Origin of the sequence: Rhodobacter aestuarii, assembly GCF_900156655.1 — a bacterium.
Taxonomy (GTDB): Bacteria; Pseudomonadota; Alphaproteobacteria; order Rhodobacterales; family Rhodobacteraceae; genus Rhodobacter; species Rhodobacter aestuarii.
In genome coordinates this window covers 164,388-181,657 of record NZ_FTOG01000009.1, presented here as the reverse complement: position 1 = coordinate 181,657, position 17,270 = coordinate 164,388, and the positions used below count along the sequence as shown (strand labels likewise).

At 60.4% G+C, this 17,270-nt stretch carries 17 protein-coding genes and 1 tRNA gene; 10 read left to right on the top strand and 8 right to left on the bottom strand.

The annotated features are described in order from the left end of the window. The 4 genes from BW967_RS13855 to BW967_RS13840 all read right to left on the bottom strand — a co-directional run bounded on the left by BW967_RS13855 (position 1) and on the right by BW967_RS13840 (position 3,864). The gene (locus BW967_RS13855; RefSeq protein ID WP_076485680.1) at positions 1 to 1,044 is read right to left on the bottom strand and encodes an ABC transporter ATP-binding protein; all 1,044 of its coding nucleotides are present in this window, start codon (positions 1,042 to 1,044) and stop codon (positions 1 to 3) included. Further along, positions 1,041 to 1,823, bottom strand: a complete 783-nt coding sequence (locus BW967_RS13850) for an ABC transporter permease (protein WP_076485679.1) — start codon at positions 1,821 to 1,823, stop codon at positions 1,041 to 1,043. The genes BW967_RS13855 and BW967_RS13850 overlap by 4 nt, the downstream gene beginning before the upstream one ends. Further along, the gene (locus BW967_RS13845) at positions 1,820 to 2,695 is read right to left on the bottom strand and encodes an ABC transporter permease (RefSeq protein ID WP_217696383.1); all 876 of its coding nucleotides are present in this window, start codon (positions 2,693 to 2,695) and stop codon (positions 1,820 to 1,822) included. The genes BW967_RS13850 and BW967_RS13845 overlap by 4 nt, the downstream gene beginning before the upstream one ends. 71 nt (positions 2,696 to 2,766) lie before the next feature. Then, positions 2,767 to 3,864: an ABC transporter substrate-binding protein gene (locus BW967_RS13840; RefSeq protein ID WP_076485677.1), complete on the bottom strand. Its 1,098-nt coding sequence runs from the start codon at positions 3,862 to 3,864 to the stop codon at positions 2,767 to 2,769. A 278-nt stretch (positions 3,865 to 4,142) separates the two neighbouring features. Here BW967_RS13840 and BW967_RS13835 point away from each other — a divergent pair, with 278 nt between their 5' ends. Beyond that, positions 4,143 to 4,460 (top strand): antibiotic biosynthesis monooxygenase family protein, encoded by a 318-nt coding sequence (locus BW967_RS13835; protein ID WP_076485676.1) that lies wholly within the window; start codon positions 4,143 to 4,145, stop codon positions 4,458 to 4,460. 21 nt (positions 4,461 to 4,481) lie between these two features. Here BW967_RS13835 and BW967_RS13830 read toward each other — a convergent pair whose 3' ends face one another. The 3 genes from BW967_RS13830 to uvrB all read right to left on the bottom strand — a co-directional run bounded on the left by BW967_RS13830 (position 4,482) and on the right by uvrB (position 8,303). Next, positions 4,482 to 5,456, bottom strand: coding sequence for a hypothetical protein (locus BW967_RS13830; RefSeq protein WP_076485675.1), 975 nt, complete (start codon positions 5,454 to 5,456; stop codon positions 4,482 to 4,484). A gap of 199 nt (positions 5,457 to 5,655) precedes the next feature. Next, on the bottom strand, positions 5,656 to 6,024 hold the full coding sequence (locus BW967_RS13825; RefSeq protein WP_076485674.1) for a hypothetical protein: 369 nt from the start codon (positions 6,022 to 6,024) through the stop codon (positions 5,656 to 5,658). 95 nt (positions 6,025 to 6,119) lie between these two features. Beyond that, the gene (uvrB, locus tag BW967_RS13820) at positions 6,120 to 8,303 is read right to left on the bottom strand and encodes an excinuclease ABC subunit UvrB (RefSeq protein WP_076485673.1); all 2,184 of its coding nucleotides are present in this window, start codon (positions 8,301 to 8,303) and stop codon (positions 6,120 to 6,122) included. Positions 8,304 to 8,653: 350 nt separating this feature from the next. Between uvrB and BW967_RS13815 the strand changes: the two genes are divergently transcribed. Beyond that, the gene (locus BW967_RS13815; protein WP_076485672.1) at positions 8,654 to 8,965 is read left to right on the top strand and encodes an ETC complex I subunit; all 312 of its coding nucleotides are present in this window, start codon (positions 8,654 to 8,656) and stop codon (positions 8,963 to 8,965) included. 150 nt (positions 8,966 to 9,115) lie between these two features. Beyond that, positions 9,116 to 9,913 carry a DUF6880 family protein gene (locus BW967_RS13810; RefSeq protein WP_076485671.1) on the top strand — a complete coding sequence of 266 codons (798 nt, stop codon included), beginning with the start codon at positions 9,116 to 9,118 and terminating at the stop codon, positions 9,911 to 9,913. A 552-nt stretch (positions 9,914 to 10,465) separates the two neighbouring features. Here the strand turns inward: BW967_RS13810 and BW967_RS13805 are convergent. Then, positions 10,466 to 10,555, bottom strand: a tRNA-Ser gene (locus BW967_RS13805). 226 nt (positions 10,556 to 10,781) lie between these two features. On the opposite strand from BW967_RS13805, the gene BW967_RS13795 reads away from it, so the two are divergent. Genes BW967_RS13795 through BW967_RS13765 form a run of 7 tightly spaced genes read left to right on the top strand, consistent with a single transcriptional unit; the run spans position 10,782 to position 17,184 of the window. Further along, positions 10,782 to 11,690, top strand: a complete 909-nt coding sequence (locus BW967_RS13795; RefSeq protein WP_076485669.1) for an SPOR domain-containing protein — start codon at positions 10,782 to 10,784, stop codon at positions 11,688 to 11,690. A 14-nt stretch (positions 11,691 to 11,704) separates the two neighbouring features. Further along, the gene (locus tag BW967_RS13790; protein ID WP_373455183.1) at positions 11,705 to 12,895 is read left to right on the top strand and encodes a D-alanyl-D-alanine carboxypeptidase family protein; all 1,191 of its coding nucleotides are present in this window, start codon (positions 11,705 to 11,707) and stop codon (positions 12,893 to 12,895) included. Positions 12,896 to 12,898: 3 nt separating this feature from the next. Next, entirely contained in the window at positions 12,899 to 13,519 is a 621-nt protein-coding gene (tmk, locus tag BW967_RS13785) for a dTMP kinase (RefSeq protein WP_076485667.1), read from the top strand. Then, a complete protein-coding gene (locus tag BW967_RS13780) occupies positions 13,516 to 14,628 on the top strand; it encodes a DNA polymerase III subunit delta' (RefSeq protein WP_076485666.1) in 1,113 nt (370 codons plus the stop codon). Before tmk ends, BW967_RS13780 begins: the two co-directional genes overlap by 4 nt. A 15-nt stretch (positions 14,629 to 14,643) precedes the next feature. Continuing rightward, positions 14,644 to 15,441 carry a TatD family hydrolase gene (locus BW967_RS13775; RefSeq protein ID WP_076485665.1) on the top strand — a complete coding sequence of 266 codons (798 nt, stop codon included), beginning with the start codon at positions 14,644 to 14,646 and terminating at the stop codon, positions 15,439 to 15,441. Further along, positions 15,434 to 16,237 (top strand): MBL fold metallo-hydrolase, encoded by an 804-nt coding sequence (locus BW967_RS13770; RefSeq protein ID WP_076485664.1) that lies wholly within the window; start codon positions 15,434 to 15,436, stop codon positions 16,235 to 16,237. The genes BW967_RS13775 and BW967_RS13770 overlap by 8 nt, the downstream gene beginning before the upstream one ends. Continuing rightward, positions 16,234 to 17,184, top strand: a complete 951-nt coding sequence (locus tag BW967_RS13765; protein ID WP_076485663.1) for an AEC family transporter — start codon at positions 16,234 to 16,236, stop codon at positions 17,182 to 17,184. The genes BW967_RS13770 and BW967_RS13765 overlap by 4 nt, the downstream gene beginning before the upstream one ends. Positions 17,185 to 17,270: the final 86 nt, after the last annotated feature.

Sequence of the window (17,270 nt, the reverse complement as noted above, 5' to 3'; positions counted from 1 at the left end):
TTAGCCGCCGATCACCAAAAGATCCGCCGGGTCGAGCCCGAGCGCGACCGTTTCCCCCACTTTGGGCGGGGTGGTTTTGGTGGTGTTGAATGTGTCAAAGGCAATCGACTGACCGGCCAAATCGGCCCGCAGTCGGATCACCGAGCCCAAGAAATCAACGTCTTTGATCGTCGCTTGCAGTTGTGGGCCAGTGCCATTGCCGAGACGCACCGCCTCGGGGCGCAGCCCCAGCGTGACCGACCCTGCAGGCAGCGGGCCGGGCAGGGTGATCTCTGCCCCGCCAAGCGCCACTTTACCCGCAGCGGCATCCAGCACCTTCGCTTCCAGCGTGTTCAACGTGCCGACAAAGCCTGCCACAAACCGCGTGGCGGGGCGGTTATAAATGTCAAACGGCGTGCCGACCTGATCGGCAATGCCTTCATGCATCACCACCACCCGGTCCGACATCGACAGCGCCTCTTCTTGGTCATGGGTCACAAAGATCGTGGTGATGCCCAATTCGCGCTGAATCTGGCGAATTTCATTGCGCAGGCTGACCCGCACCTTGGCATCAAGCGCGGAAAGCGGCTCATCAAGCAACAGCACCGAAGGTTTGGGTGCGAGCGCGCGCGCAAGGGCCACCCGCTGCTGCTGCCCGCCCGAAAGCTGGAACGGATAGCGGTTGCCAAGGTCCGAGAGGCCAATGAGCGACAGCATCTCTTCCACCCGGCCCTTGATCTCGGCCTTGGGGGTGCCTTTGACCTTCAGCCCAAAGCCCACGTTTTGCGCCACCGTCAGGTTTGGGAAAAGCGCATAGGCCTGAAACACCATGCCGATATTGCGTTGGTTCGGGCGGAGGTGCGTGACGTCTTGCCCTTCAATCGTGATGCCGCCCGAGGTGGGCAGTTCAAACCCTGCCACCATGCGCAAGACCGTGGTCTTGCCGCAGCCCGAGGGGCCCAAAAGCGAGATGAACTCACCCTGTTCCACGGTGAGGTTGAAATCCTTCACCACCCGCGCCGGGCCGAAGCTTTTTTCCAGATGCGATAGCGTGAGATAGCTCATCGGGCGGCCTTGTCGTGTTTGGTGAGCCGGGTCACGAGCTGGATCAGCCCCATGCAGGCCCAAGTGATGATGAAAGCGATGGTGGAAAGCGCAAACGGCTCATAGGCTTTGTTGGCGCCCATAAGCTGCAGATAGGGGCCAAAGGCGGGCCGGTCCAAAAGCGCGGCGAGCGTGAATTCCCCCATCACGATGGCAAAGGTGACGAACGCGCCAGAGAGCACCGCCACCAACACATTTGGCATGATGATCTTCGCCAAGATCGTAAACCAGCCCGCGCCAAGCGATTGCGCGGCCTCGGTCAGCGTGGCGACATCAATCGTGCGCAGCCCCGTGTCGATAGCGCGATACATGTAAGGCAGGCTCAGCATCGAATAGCCAAAGAGCAACAACAGGTTCGTGCCGGTGACAGAGCCGGTCATCGGCAACCAGCTTGAGGTGTTATAGAGCCGTATATAGCCAAAAACGACGACAATCGCCGGGATCACGAGCGGCAACAGCGTGACGAATTCTACATAGGGCCGCAGACCCGGCAGCTTAAGACGCACCCAAAACGCCGTGGGCACCACCAAAAGCACGCCAAACAGGATCGTCAGCACTGCCATCAAGACCGAGTAGGAGAAGGTCTGGCGAAACTGCGGATCGGCAAAAACAACGCGATACGCCTCAAAACTATAAACCCCGCGCTTCATCGAGAGCGAGAACTCCACCATGCCGACGAGCGGCAAGATGAAGTAAAGCATCCCAACAAGCAGGATCGACCAAGCGGCAGCACGTTTCATTTGAGCCACCTTTCTGAGCGCATCCGCAGCACGATATAAAGCACATTGGCCAGCGCTGTGACCAAGATCATGCCAAAGGCCATCGCATAGCCCAAATGCGGGTTGCCCAGCACGTCGCCGCGAATTTGCGCAAAGAGCATGATCGGCACGATGTTGAGGCTAGAACCCGTCAGCGCAATCGCCGTGGCCACAGCCCCGAAAGCATTAGCAAACAGCAGCGCGAAAGTGCCCAAAATGTTGGGGGCCAAAATCGGCAGCGCGACTTGGGTCCAATATTGCGTGGCAGAGGCGCCAAGCGATTGCGCCGCCTCGCGCCATTCGCGTTTCAGCCCATCAAGGGCGGGGGTGATGATCAAGATCATCAAGGGGATCTGAAAGAAGATATAGGTGATCGTCAGACCCCAGAAACTGAGGATGTTGAACCCCATAGCGCGCAGGTTGATGCCAAATTCGGTGCGCAGCCACATGGTCACCAGCCCCAGCGGGCCAAGGGTCGCCAAAAACGCAAAGGCGAGCGGCACGCCCGCAAAGTTTGACGCCACGCCCGAAAAGGTGAGCAAAGGGGAGCGGATGAAGCGCGGCAACCCGCCCAGCACCATCGCTGCCGCCATCAAAAAGCCGATCAACGACCCCAAAGCCGAAGAGGCGAGCGAAATTTTGATAGAAACCCAATAGCTTGAGAGGATCGTCGGCGTGAACAGCCCAAAGATGTTTTCAAGCGTGAAGCTGCCATCGGCCCGCTGAAAGGCGCCGATCACGATCTTCATCGTTGGCGCAATCAAAAACAGCGCGACAAAGGCGGCGAAAGGCAAAATGCCGATCCAGGCAAGGTTGAGCCTGCGGCGCGGGGGCGGCGGGGGATGCTCTGTCACGCGTGGGTCCATTCGGTCAAAAGCCGCCCCCGGCGCGGGGCCGGAGGCGGCGAAGGGGCAGGGGCCCCGGTTTATTGGACGTTGGCGCCCACGACCGCATCCCAGCCAGCGGTCACGGCTTCTTTGTTCGCGCCTTGCTCGTCAAGAGACGGGAAATAGGCCTTGGCATAGGCTTCTGCCGGGGGCAGCGCGTCGATCAGCTCTTGCGGCACAACGCCCGCTTCGGCCATCGCGTTGAAGCGCGCCGGGTGGCAGTAGCCTTTGAGCCAGAGGTTTTGGCCTTCATCCGAATAGATGTATTCCATCCAGAGTTTCGCGGCATTCGGGTGCGGCGCATGGGCGGAAATCGCCTGCACATAAACGCCCGCCAAAACGCCGGTTTCCGGCACAACGACCTCAACCGGCGGGTTGCCCGCCAGCGTGTCGCGCGCGGCCAAGGCGTTATAGTCCCACATCACGACGATCGGCGTCGCGCCTTGGGCGAGCGTGCCCGCTTTGCCGATGACCGGAACGAAGTTGCCGTTCGCATTCATTTCCTTGAAGTATTCAAGGCCTTTCTCACCGGCTTCTTGGCCAGCCGCACCGCCATTGGCCATGCCCGCGGCGAGCACCGCCAAGATCGCTTGGTTCGAGGCACGCGGGTCACCGGCCAGCGCCACTTGGCCCACGTAATCGGATTTGAGCAGATCGCCCCAATCTTTGGGGGTATCCATCACGAGGTCTTTGTTCACCATGAAGGACATGACGCCATAATAGTCGCCATACCAATAGCCATCAGCGTCTTTCACGGCATCCGGGATATCGTCCCAGGTGGACACTTTATAGGGTTGGATCAGGCCTTCTTCTTTGGCTTGCGGGCCAAAGGACAGACCCACGTCGATCACGTCGGGGGCTTGCGGGCCGGTGTTGCCGACGTTCGCACGGATCGCTTCCAGCTCATCGGCCGAGCCCGCATCGGGGTTCAACTCGTTGACTTCAATGTCCGGATATTTCGCTTTGAAGCCAGCGATCACATCGCCATAGCCACACCAGCTGTGCGGCAGCGCGATGGTGGTCAGCATGCCTTCTTCTTTCGCGGCAGCTTCCAGCGCGGCCATATCATCGGCATGGACGAGCGCGGTCGAGGCCAGAAGCGCAGCAGCCCCGGCGAGGACGTGGATCGGTTTCATTCTTTTCTCCCCGTTTTCGGAAGGTTGGGCCCACAACGGGCACCAGCCAGCACCTAGGCGCGTTCTGTGACAGTCTTGCGACGTGCGCCCCCCTTCAATGGTCGGTTTTGACCGACCGGGAAAGATTTGCGCGAAATGCGCCGCGTTGCAACAATTCTGTTACGCCCCCGTCATGCGTGGGGTTCGGAGCAGGGGCGGAACGCTGCGGCACGGGCGAAAAGGCTGGATTTTGTGCGGACCTGTGTCATCCTGACGCAAGGGAGACAGGAGGAGAGAGCATGCCAGAGATCAAAGCCGATTTTGATGGCCAGACGGTGATCTGCACCTTCGAGATGACACCGGCCACAGCGTCCGAACTGATGGAGCATCTGCAAAAAGCCTATACCGAGTGCATCAGCCAAGCGGCGGGCTTTCTGGGCGCTGGGCTGCATATGAATGACGCCCAGACCCGGATCGCCACCTATTCGAAATGGGAAAAGCGTGGCGATTACCAAGCCATGCTCCGCAGCCCGGAAATGATCGCGCGCAACAAGGTGATCGCCACCCTGTGCCGGAGTTTTGAGCCCGTGATGTATGAGGTGGCGGCGGATTATTAAATCCGCCCCATCCTCAAGGCGTTAAAAGCCGGGTTTGCGCGGGAGTTGGCCGCCCGGATAAAGCTTCGCCGCCTCGGGACCGATCACCATTTCCAAGTATTCGGCAACCTGCGCGGCCGCGGCCAAAATCGCTTCCTCTTCCTTGGCGTTGCGGTGTTCTTTTTTCTCCGCAGCGCTCAGGCCCGGACCTTGTGCGGCAAGCCACGCATCGACGGTTTTCATGTAGGCGCGCTCGGTTTTTTCATAAAGCCCTTCGAGGGCAGGAGCGATTGGCGCGATTTCTTTCCAGTGGCCCGCAAGGATCGCCAACCGTTCCCCTGCCGCGCCTGTTGCGTAATGCTGTAGCACCCGCTCAAAGGCGATATCTATGCCCAGAAAGTCTTTTAGATCCTTATGGTTGGGCGGGTATGGCGGGGCTTTGTCGATCAAAAAGCCTTGCTCGGCAAGATCATAGGCTTGAAAGGCTGCGATGATGTCCAGAATTCGGCGCGTGGTGTCAAAGATATCCGCCCCGGCAGGAAGGGGCTTTTCATAGGCTGGCAGTGCTTTGAGTTGGTTCAGTGCGCGGTCGAAATAGGTCGCGTTGCGCTCCAGCATCGCCCGCTCCGGCGTGTTGTTCGGGAGCAGCGCGGTGATGGCATCAATGATCGGGGTAGGATACGAGTTGGAGTGCTGTTCACAGGCGTGAATGAGCTCATGCACAAAGGTCGCGGCCCCGCCACCATCCATCTTGGCCGGGTCAAACCGCACATAAAGCTTTTTCGTGCTCCAGTCATAGCATGCGTTTGGCGGATTTTTCGGATTGCGCTTTTTGCAAAACGCTTCGCCGTCTTTTCCCGTGACAATCTTGGCCGGAAATCCCGCAGCGGCTTCGAATTTTGAGCTATCTCCAAGCGTGACAGCACGCATACATTCGGCGGGGGGCGCGCTCAGCATGCTCATGGCGGCGAAAGCCTTTTTCGCCATATCTTTGGGGGTGAGTGTTGCAACAGTCATATCAACCTCATGTGCCAGACGGGCGACTGCATGTTTTGGGGGCGCAGCCCGGAAACGCGTAACTTAAACAACGTGATTAAAACGGTTTTCCGCAGCTTTGGACCGATCTTGGGAGAGCTGCGGGCGAGTTTTAAATTGCGGCACGCATGTGCGCGCGGGTAAGGGGCGGGAAATGCCGCCCCAATGCTTGGCGTAAGATTCAGCGATGCGGGGTCAGGTCGCGTTCTTTCAGCTTGAGAACTTCGTCCAACATGTCGCGCAACTCGTTGGCCGCCTTGATTTGGCGAGCGATTTTCATCCGCTCGAACCAATCTGCCCGCTTCGGATCTTTGGCAAGCATTCGGTTGAAAATCGGGTCATCGAAGAATAGCGGATCATCATAAAACAATGGATCATCATAGCCTTGCGGAACCGGCTCTGGCAGATGCAGGCCTTCGGGTGAGGCAAGTTCTAGAATTTCCAGCTTTTTGACCATTGCATCGCGCCAGCGCTCAATTTCGTTCCGTCTGGCTTTTTCAAGCATTTCGCGGAACCAAGCGCGGTTGTCCGTAGGGGTCGGATGTTTCATGGGGTAACTCCTTCCTCAACACACTTACAATGCGGAGAAGGATACACCCAAATCACGCGATTTTGAATTCGAAACAGCCCTTGGTTGTGCTTTGGCTAGCGCTTTTTCGGCCTTTTCACACCCCCCCGTTGCCCCGGGCGGCCAGCGGTTGAGCGGCCTGTCGCCTTCGTTGCGGCCTCCACCGCTTCATCCACCGCCGATTGCCGCGCCAGCGGGTCATCGGCCACGGCCAATTCCACCGCTTCCAAACGCTTGACCTCATCGCGCAAACGGGCCGCTTCTTCAAACTCAAGGTTCTCTGCGGCCTTGCGCATTTGCAACCTAAGAGCGTCAAGATGCGCTGCTAAATTGGCCCCGGCTTTCACATTGTCAACTTTTGCGGTGACGCGGGCCATATCGGTGTCGCCCTGCCACAACCCGGCCAGAACATCATCCACATTCTTGCGCACGGTTTGCGGGGTGATGCCGTGTTCGGTGTTGTAAGCGATCTGCTTTTCGCGGCGCCGGTTCGTTTCATCCAGTGCACGCTGCATCGACCCGGTGATTTTATCGGCATACATGATCACCCGGCCATCGGCGTTCCGCGCTGCCCGGCCGATGGTCTGAATCAGCGAGGTTTCCGAGCGCAAGAACCCCTCTTTATCGGCATCGAGAATGGCCACCAGCCCGCATTCGGGAATATCCAAGCCCTCGCGCAGCAGGTTGATGCCAATCAGCACATCAAAGGCCCCGAGCCGCAGGTCTCGCAAAATCTCGATACGTTCGATTGTGTCAATATCCGAGTGCATATACCGCACGCGAATGCCCTGTTCATGTAGATATTCTGTAAGGTCTTCGGCCATCCGCTTTGTCAGCGTGGTGCACAAAACGCGCAAGCCTTTGGCCGCAACTTTGCGGATTTCATCCAAAAGATCATCGACCTGCGTTTCGACCGGACGAATTTCCACCTCCGGGTCCAAAAGCCCGGTGGGGCGGATGACTTGTTCGGTAAAGACGCCGCCGGTTTGCTCCATCTCCCAGCCTGCGGGTGTGGCAGATACAAAGACCGATTGCGGCCGCATCGCATCCCATTCTTCGAACTTCAGCGGCCGGTTGTCCATGCAAGAGGGCAGGCGGAACCCGTGTTCGGCCAGCGTGAACTTGCGCCGATAGTCGCCCCGATACATGCCGCCGATTTGCGGCACGGTAACGTGAGATTCATCTGCAAAAACAATCGCATTATCGGGGATGAATTCAAAAAGGGTGGGCGGTGGCTCGCCGGGGTTACGGCCTGTCAGATAGCGCGAATAGTTCTCGATCCCCGAGCAAACACCGGTCGCTTCCAACATCTCTAGGTCGAAATTGGTGCGCTGCTCCAGCCGCTGCGCTTCCAAAAGCTTGCCTTCGTCATTGAACTGCTTAAGCCGCTGCGCCAGTTCCACCCGGATTTGTTTCGTCGCCTGTTGAAGGGTCGGGCGCGGGGTCACATAGTGGCTGTTTGCATAGATCCGGATCTGCTCAAAACTATTCGTTTTCGAACCTGTCAGCGGGTCAAACTCGGTGATCGCTTCCAATTCCTCACCAAAAAACGACATACGCCAAGCGCGGTCTTCAAGGTGAGCCGGCCAAAGATCAACCGTGTCCCCCTTCACCCGGAACGCGCCGCGCTGAAAGGCGGCATCCAAGCGTTTGTATTGCTGCGCCACCAGATCGGCAAGGAATTTGCGCTGGTCGTAAAGCTCGCCCACCTTCAGATCGAGCGTCATCGCCGAATAGGTTTCGACCGAGCCGATACCATAAATGCAAGACACCGAGGCGACGATGATCACATCATCGCGTTCCAGCAGCGCCCGGGTGGCCGAGTGGCGCATCCGGTCGATCTGCTCGTTGATCATCGATTCCTTCTCGATATAGGTGTCAGTCCGCGCGACATAGGCTTCTGGCTGGTAGTAGTCGTAGTAGGAAACGAAATATTCCACCGCGTTGTCAGGGAAGAAGCCTTTGAATTCCCCATATAATTGCGCCGCAAGTGTCTTGTTCGGCGCCAGAATGATCGCCGGGCGCTGGGTCTGCTCAATGACCTTCGCCATCGTATAGGTTTTGCCGGTGCCGGTGGCCCCGAGCAGCACCTGATCGCGCTCGCCCGCCAGCACCGCCGCCGAGAGTTCCGCAATCGCGCTTGGTTGGTCCCCAGCGGGGGCAAATTCGGTCGCCATCACAAAGCGTTTGCCGCCCTCAAGCTTGGGGCGGGTCAGCACTTCGGGACGGGGAACGGGTTGATTGGTGGTGTTGTGGGGCATCGCGGCATCCTTGGACAGGCCTCAATGTCGGTCCCTTTTCGTTCTCTTTCAAGGTCTTGTGGAAAGTGTTGCGAAAAGGTTAAGGTAAATGCTAAAATTTTCTATGCATATCAGTGGCTTGCGGGCGGGAAGCGCTTGCGATTCGAGGTCATATTTCGCATCCTATTCAAGCAAGCAGCATTGGCTACCGGCCGGGGCACCACCCCACCCCTCGCTCCCCAGACCCGGCCGGTAGCATCCCTCCCTCATCAAAGGTGTCGACTAGGTCGATTTCGGCACACATTGGTATGCAAGGCTTGCGCTTTTCGCCCAAAACGCTAAAACCAAGCCTGTCAGCAGAGAGGATTCCCATGCGCGCACGTATCTATCAACCTGCCCGCAACGCCATGCAGTCTGGTCAGGCGAAGACCAAACTCTGGTATCTGGATTTTCTGCCCGCCGAGGCGCGCGACATTGATCCGCTGATGGGCTGGACCGGCTCGGCCGATACGCAAAGCCAAGTACGGCTGAAGTTCGACAGCCGCGAGGCGGCCGAGCACTATGCCAAGAGCCACGGCCTTGATTACACCGTGACCACCGCCCACAAACGCGCGGTGAACATCCGCCCGATGGGATACGGTGAAAACTTCCAGCCTAACCGCCGGGCGAACTGGACCCATTGAGGGTGTAGAACTAACCTGAGTTTTTCCCAACGAAGGCTAAGTTTTTCCCGAGGTCTATATATAGGGCGCCCGATGGGCGCCTTTTCTATATGTTGACTTGCGGGGGCGTTCGTTATGCTAGGATGACCTCGGAGATACAAAGGCAGCGCCATGGCCGGAAAACCGCTCAACAAAACCAATCTGATGGCACTCGGCGCCGAGGCTCTGGCCGATCTTCTCCTTGAGACAGTGAAGGGGGATGCCGCGCGGCAACGTCGGGTGCGCATGGCGTTGGCCGCCGATGATGGGCCCGAGGCCGTGGCCGCCGATATCCGCAAGCGCTTTGCCGCGATCCGGCGGGCCCAAAGCTTCCTCAATCGTCCCGCACAGAAAAAGCTCGCGCAGGAGTTGACCGGGGTTATCGAGCTGATCACAACCCGCATCGCGCCCACTGCGCCGTCTTTGGCCTTCGATCTGCTCTGGGCGCAGTTGCATCTCGCCGAAGGGATCCATGCGCGCACCGATGACAGCTGGGGCAGCATTGGTGACACGATGCGCGCCGCAATGGAGGCCATTGGCGAGATCGCTCCGCACCTGACGCTCAGCGCAGAGACCTTGGCTGAGCAAATCCTTGAGGCCACGGTCGCAGATGGTTACGGCGCGTTCGACCACGCGATTGACGTTCTTGCGCCGGCGCTTGGCCCGGACGGGCTTGCCGCGCTGAAGGAGAAGGCGACTGCGGCTTTCGATGCGCCGATCTCTGCCGCGGACCTCGCCCAGCACGACTATGTCCGCCAATCTGAGCGCGAAAGCCGCGCCCGTGCGCATCGCAATAACACGTTGGAGCACATCTTGCAGGACGTGGCCGACCAGCAAGGCGATGTTGATGGCTGGATGGCGAAATACACGCCCGAGCAATTGACATTGGTTGCCGCTTTGACCCATCGATTCAGTCCCCAAACACAGTAGCATCCACCACCTTCAGCTTTATGAGCACTGCAAAACAGCGCTTATATCAACGACAGTCTGCTTTTGGGGCGGCCAAGTCACCAAAGTTGACTATAGCTCGCAGTTTTGCCTGATCCGGAGCCTTCGCTTCGCCTAGCTCGAAGGTCGCGATTGGGCTGGCTCCGGTCATCTGCTGCGCCCGACATCAAGGTCGGCTCTGGGACGACATCGTTCACTCAAGCTGCACCTTTTTCCTGCCCCCAATAGCCTCAAACTCCACAATTCAATTCCCTGCGAGAAGATAAGTTAGGCCCACCCCTCAATTTCAACCCTACGGAACGTCACCACCCTAAGCCAATATCCAAGATGAGCCGCTACGCACCGATCCCAGAGTGCTCTCCCCCCCGTCTGACACCGCGCCACCTTCGTTTTAGAACCAGAATCACACAGTCTCAGCTAAAAAAGCAGCGGGCAGCATGTGTGGGAGACATGTGTGGAAAACATGTGTGGGAGAAGAATGAGCCATCCGCGCAAGATATTGATTTCCATAAAGTATTTCGGATTTCGGAAATCTGGCGGAAGCGGTGGGATTCGAACCCACGGTGGAGTCTCCCCCACGCTGGTTTTCAAGACCAGAGCCTTAAACCACTCGGCCACACTTCCGTGACGCATGCCCTAACCGCTCTCACGCGATTCTGAAAGCACCTGCGTGCCGAAAACCGCCTGAACGTTCTGGCTGCGCTTTTCTTGGCGCAGCGAAGCCGCTACAGTTTCGCCAAAGCGCCCGAACCCGGCCCGAACCTGGTGCGCGGCGGCAAAACGGCGCAGGCAACAGGCGCAAGCTGTGCGGGGCAAAGCCGCCTCACAGGCGCAAGAAGGGGCAAAGGGCATGTCGAAATCGATCCATTGGATCTGGACGCTGGCTGCGGTGGCGGCGCTCAGCGGCTGCGCCGAAGGTAGCCAACCTTTTGGCTTCCTGGAGGGCGCGCCCAAAGAAGATGGTGCGCCCGAGGCGGCCAGCGCCCCCGCCACCTCTGCGCGCATTGTTGAGCGGGATGTCGAGACGCCCGAGGTATTTAGCGCCAATGAAGACGGGCTTTGGGATGGGCGGCCGTCGCTGGGCGGTGTTTGGGTCGCGCATCCGGGGGTCAAAGACCCTGAGCGCGTGATCATCCGCAACCCGGCAAACGGCAAATTCGTGATTGGCGCCTTGTTCCGGCGCGAACGGGAAAACCCCGGGCCGCGGTTGCAGGTGTCTTCTGATGCGGCGGCGGCGCTCGACGTGCTTGCCGGTGCGCCAACGAAGCTTTCGGTCGTCGCGCTTCGCCGCGAAGAAGCCCCCGAACCGGCACCCGTGGCGGCGCAAGAAACGGAAACCGGCGCCATGCCCGCAGCGGAAACGATTGCCGCCGCCCCGCTGGAGCCGCCGGGCAAAACGGGTGCCCGCCCTGCGCCGAAACCCGTGGCAGACGTAACCGCCACCGCTGGGGCGGCGATTGCCGCTGCCGAGGCCGCGCCCGCGAAACCCGTGCCGCCTAAACCGGCGGCCCCCAAACCCGCCCCCTCGGGCAAGATGTTCTTGCAAATCGGCATCTTCTCGACCGAGGCAAATGCCAAACGGGCCACCGCCCAGCTCGCCCAAGCTGGCGTCACCGCCACGATCCGCACCGAGAAAACCCAAGGCAAGACCTTCTGGAGCGTGGTCGCAGGCCCCGCGGCCTCGGTGGCGGAACGCGACGCTATGCTCAAAAAGAGCAAAGGCGTTGGCTATACTGACGCCTATGCCGTTTCGAAATGAGGTTCCCATTCCCCATGACAAACCGTGCCATGCTTTTTGCCCGCCCTTTTGCGATCTTCTGTGCGGCGGCCCTTTCGTTTTGCCTCGCGCTGCCGGCAAGTGCGTTTGACACGCGCGCGCGCGCCGCTTGGGTGTATGATCTGACGACCCAGACCGTGCTCTTGGAAAAAGAGGCTGATGTCGCACTGCCGCCCGCCTCGATGTCGAAACTGATGACGCTGAACCTTCTGTTTGAGGCGTTGCGCGAGGGGCGCGTGTCGATGGACACGACCTTTGCCGTGTCGACCCGCGCCAAGCAGATGGGCGGTTCGACGATGTTCCTCAATGAGATGGACCGCCCCACGGTGCGCGATCTGATGCAGGGCATTGTGATCAATTCGGGCAATGATGCCTGTGTGGTGGTGGCCGAAGGGCTTGCGGGCACCGAAGATGCCTTTGCCCAACGCATGACCGAACGCGCCCACCAACTTGGTATGGCGCATTCGACCTTTGCCAATGCCTCGGGCTGGCCGCACCCCAATCAGCGCATGTCGATGCATGATCTGGGGATTTTGGCAGTGCGCCTGATCACACAATTCCCCGAATATTACCCGCTCTTCTCGGAGACCGAGTTCAACTACAAAAACCGCGCCCCGGCGAATGCGCATAACCGCAACCCGCTTTTGAAAATTTCTGCCGCCGATTGGCACGCCGATGGGCTGAAAACCGGCCATACCGAAGAGGCGGGCTATGGGCTTGTTGGTTCTGCGGTGATGGGCGATCGGCGTATTGTCTTTGTGATTTCGGGGCTGGGTTCTGAGGCCGATCGTGCGCGCGAGGCGGAAGCCGTTGCGAACTGGGCGTTTCGCCAATTTGTTCTGAAAACCGTGGCGGAAAAGGGCACGCGGCTGGCCGAGGCCCCGGTGTGGCTTGGCGAAAGCAAAACCGTGGGGCTGGTGCCGGCCGAGGATGTCTCGCTTCTGTTGCCTGCAGGCGCAGCCGCCGGTGTGACCGCCGAGGCCGTCTTTGATGCGCCGCTGACCGCACCGGTCGCAGCGGGGGCGCAAATCGGGCGGTTGGAGATTACCGTGCCGGGGTTTGACGCGCCGCGTTCGGTGCCGCTTGTCGCCGAGGCTGAAGTGCCCGCAGGCGGCTTCGTGACCCGGTTCACCTCGTCCGCGCTGCGCCTTTTTGAACGCGCAATGGCGATGACGGCCAGCAGCTAAGCGATGTTCATTACTTTTGAGGGCATCGACGGTTCGGGCAAATCCACCCAAGTGCGGCTGTTGGCCGAGGCGCTTGAGGCAGCGGGCCATGATGTGATCCGCACCCGCGAACCCGGCGGCAGCCCCGGGGCCGAAGAAATTCGCGCCCTTGTCTTGCAAGGCGACCCGGAGCGGTGGTCGCCCGAGACCGAGATTTTGCTTTTCACCGCCGCGCGGCGCGACCATTTGGAGCGTACCATCACCCCGGCTTTGGCGGCGGGCAAGGTGGTGCTCTGTGATCGCTTTGCCGATAGCACGCGGATGTATCAGGGGCTGTCGCGCGGCGATCTGCGCGCGCAGGTAGATGATTTGCACCGGCTGATGATCGGGCGCGAACCGGATCTGACCTTTCTGATCGACATTGACCCTGCCGTGGGGCTTGCGCGCGCCAAGGGGCGGCAGGGCCATGAAGAACGGTTTGAAGATATGGGCGTGGCGATGCAGGCGCGGATGCGCGCGGGGTTCTTGGAACTCGCCCGCGAATTTGCGCCCCGGTTTCGGGTGATTGATGGCGCCCGCGCGCCCGAGGCTGTGGCCGCCGATGTACTTGCGCAAACCCAAGCCGCGCTTGCGGGGCGGGCATGAGCGAAGCGGAGTTTCCAGACCCAACACAGGTGGAAGGTGCGCCCCATCCGCGCCAAACCGCGCATCTCTACGGCCAAGAGCATGCCGAACAGGCGTTCTTGGATGCGTTTAACTCGGGCCGTCTGCATCATGCTTGGATGCTGACCGGTCCGCGCGGTGTCGGTAAGGCGACATTTGCGTGGCGGATTGCGCGGTTTTTGCTGACACAGCCTTTGGAGCAGGGCGGCGGGCTCTTTGGTGCGCCTGAACCGCCCCGCACCCTAGAGACGGACCCAGAGCATCCCGTCTGCCGTCGCCTTTTGGCGGAAGCCGAGCCACGCGTCTTTCACCTCAAGCGCGGGCTCAATGACAAGAAAACCGCGATCTCGGATGACATTCGGGTGGAAGAGGTGCGCAAGCTGACCTCGTTCCTTCACCTGTCGGCGGCTGACGGCGGGCGGCGTGTGGTGGTGGTGGATTGTGCCGATGAATTGGCCACAGCGGGCGCCAATGCGCTTTTGAAACTGCTGGAAGAACCGCCGCCTTTGGTGACCTTTCTTTTGGTCACGCACCAACCCGCGCGGCTTTTGCCGACGATCCGCTCGCGCTGCCGCGAATTGCGGCTTACGACCTTGGCCCCTGATGATCTTGCCCTTGCGCTTGCGGCGGCAGAGGCCGATGCGGAGGGCGAAACGCTGGCCCTCTCTGCCCTTGCTGGTGGCTCGGTGGGCGAGGCGATCCGGCTTTTGAACCTTGAGGGGCTGGAAAGTTACGCCACGCTCGTGGGGCTTTTCGCGACCTTGCCCCGGCTTGACCGGATCAAGGCTTGGGCCCTTGCAGAAAGTGCTGCGGGCAAGGCCAATGCGGCGCGGTTTGATTTGATGCTGCGGCTGATGGATTTGTTCCTCTCACGCCTTGCGCGCGCGGGGCTCACTGGCCCGCCAGAGCCGGAGGCGGCGAAGGGCGAGGCACAGCTGATGGCGCGGCTTTCCCCCGATGGCGCGGCGGCGATGAAATGGGCCGGGCTGCATCAAGAGTTGGGCGCACGCGCGCGTCACGGCAAGGCCGTCAACCTTGACCCGGCGGCCTTGGTCATGGATATGGTTCTGGCAATCAATACCGCCGCCTAAACGGCAGGAGACAGCGTGACCAAGCCTCTTCCCCAGATCGTCGACAGCCATTGCCACCTTGATTTCCCGGATTTCGCCGAGGAACTGCCCGAGGTTGTGGCCCGCGCGAAAGCGGCAGGCGTGACCCGCATGGTCACGATCTGCACAAAGCTGCGCAATGTCGATCAGGTGAAAGCGATTTCTGAGGCGCATGAGGGCGTTTACTGGGCTGCTGGCACGCATCCGATGAGCGCCGCCGAGGAACCGATGGCCACGGTCGCGGAACTGGTAGCGCTGGCGAGCCACCCCAAATTCGTGGGCATTGGTGAAACGGGGCTAGATTATCACTACACCGCCGAGAGTGCCGAGGTGCAAAAGGTCTCGCTTCGCCTGCACATCGAGGCCGCGCAAGAAACTGGGCTGCCGCTGATCATCCATTCGCGTGCCGCCGATGAAGACATGGCCGAAATCCTGACCGAGGGTATGAAACGCAAGCCCTTTGGTTGCGTGATGCATTGCTTCTCGTCTGGGCCGGAGCTCGCACGCCAAACGCTCGAACTGGGCTGTTATCTTTCCATGTCGGGCGTCGCCACCTTCCCCAAAAGCGGCGAGATCCGTGATATTTTCGCGCAAGCGCCGCTGGATCGGATTTTGGTGGAAACCGACAGCCCCTATCTTGCCCCGCCGCCGCATCGCGGCCGCCGCAATGAGCCCGCCTATACGGTGCATACCGCGCTAGTGGGGGCAGATGTCTTTGGGCTGAGCCTTGAAGAGTTTGCCGCCGCCACGACGGCCAATTTTGATCGGTTGTTTGCGAAGGCGTGCCATGGCTGACCGGTTGCGCTTCACCATTCTGGGCTGTGGCTCCTCGGGGGGCGTGCCGCGGATTGGGGGGCATTGGGGGGATTGCGACCCGCAAAACCCGAAAAACCGCCGCTCGCGCTGTTCGATGCTGGTGGAACGGGTCAGCACGGCGGGCACCACGCGGGTGTTGATCGACACTTCGCCCGATTTGCGCGAACAACTTTTGCGCGCCGAGGTGGCGGTGCTGGATGCTGTGGCCTTCACCCACCCGCATGCCGATCACATGCATGGGCTCGATGACATCCGCCAGATCACCTTCAACATGCATGCCCGCCTGCCGGTTTGGGCGGATGCGCCCACGCGTGAAGCGCTGCTGAGCCGGTTTGACTATGCCTTCGTGCAGCCCAAGGGCAGCAACTACCCGCCGATTTGCGATCTGCACGAGATCGACGGCCCCTTCACCATCACCGGCGCGGGCGGGCCGATCTGCTTTACACCCTTCACGGTGGAGCATGGCAACATTCCTGCGCTTGGCTTCCGCATTGGGGGCTTGGCCTATCTGCCCGATGTCTCGGCCATTCCCGAAGCGGCTTGGGCGCATTTGCAGGGGCTTGAGTGTTGGGTGCTCGATGCTTTGCGCTACAAACCCCACCCGAGCCACGCGCATTTGGCGCAAGCGCTCGCATGGATCGCGCAGGCGCAGGCCAAAACCGCCGTGCTGACCAATATGCATATCGACCTTGATCACGCGCGGGTGGAGGCGGAAACGCCCGACCATATTCGCGGCGCTTATGACGGTATGGTGCTGGACCTGCCCGCCCCATGAGCGCGCTGATCGACGTCATCCTGCCCGTCTTTTTGGTCATCGGCTTTGGCTATATCGTTGCGTGGAAGGGGCTTTTCTCTGAAACGGCGGTTGAGGGGTTGATGCGCTTTGCGCAGAACTTCGCCGTGCCGGTGCTGCTCGCCCGCTCCATCGCGCGGCTCGATCTTGACGCGAGCTATGACCTTGGGCTGATGGTCAGCTTTTACGCGGGCGCGCTGATTTCCTTTGCCATTGGCGCCACGCTTGCACGCGGGGTGCTGCGCCGCACCGGGCCGGATGCGGTGGCGATTGGCTTTGCCTGCCTGTTCTCCAACTCGCTCCTTTTGGGCGTGCCGATCACCGAACGTGCCTATGGGCACGACGCGCTTGCGGGCAACTTCGCGATCATCTCGGTGCATTCGCCGTTTCTTTACACGATCGGCATCGTAGCGATGGAATGGGTGCGCAGCAAAGGCACGGGCGCGGGGCTCAGCCGCGTGGGGCTGAATGCACTCATCGGCGTTTTGCGCACGCCTTTGGTGATTGGCATTTTGACGGGTTTTGCCATTCAGGCGGGCCAACATCTGACCGGGATGGCGCTGCCTGCGCCGGTTTGGTCAGCCATGGATATGATCGCGGGCGCGGCCCTGCCTGCGGCGCTCTTTGGCCTTGGCGGCGTGCTGGTGCGCTACCGGCCAGAGGGCGATGGCCGCGCGATTGCGATGGTGACGGGGCTGTCGCTGCTGCTGCACCCGGCCATTGCCTATGGGCTGGGCCATTTCGTCTTTGACCTTGGCACGCCCGCGCTGCGCTCGGCCACGCTCACTGCGGCGATGGCGCCGGGGGTGAACGCCTATCTCTTTGCCAATATGTATGGCGCGGCCAAACGCGTGGCGGCCTCCTCGGTACTGGTCGCCACCGCGCTGTCGATCCTGAGCGTCTGGGTCTGGCTCGCCATTTTGCCGTAGCCTTTTCCCCAAAGGGTGTGAGCTGTGAGGGCCATGGCGCGCGCGAGCCGCTGTGGCGTTTTTTGGCCGTGGTGACTTTGGCAAAA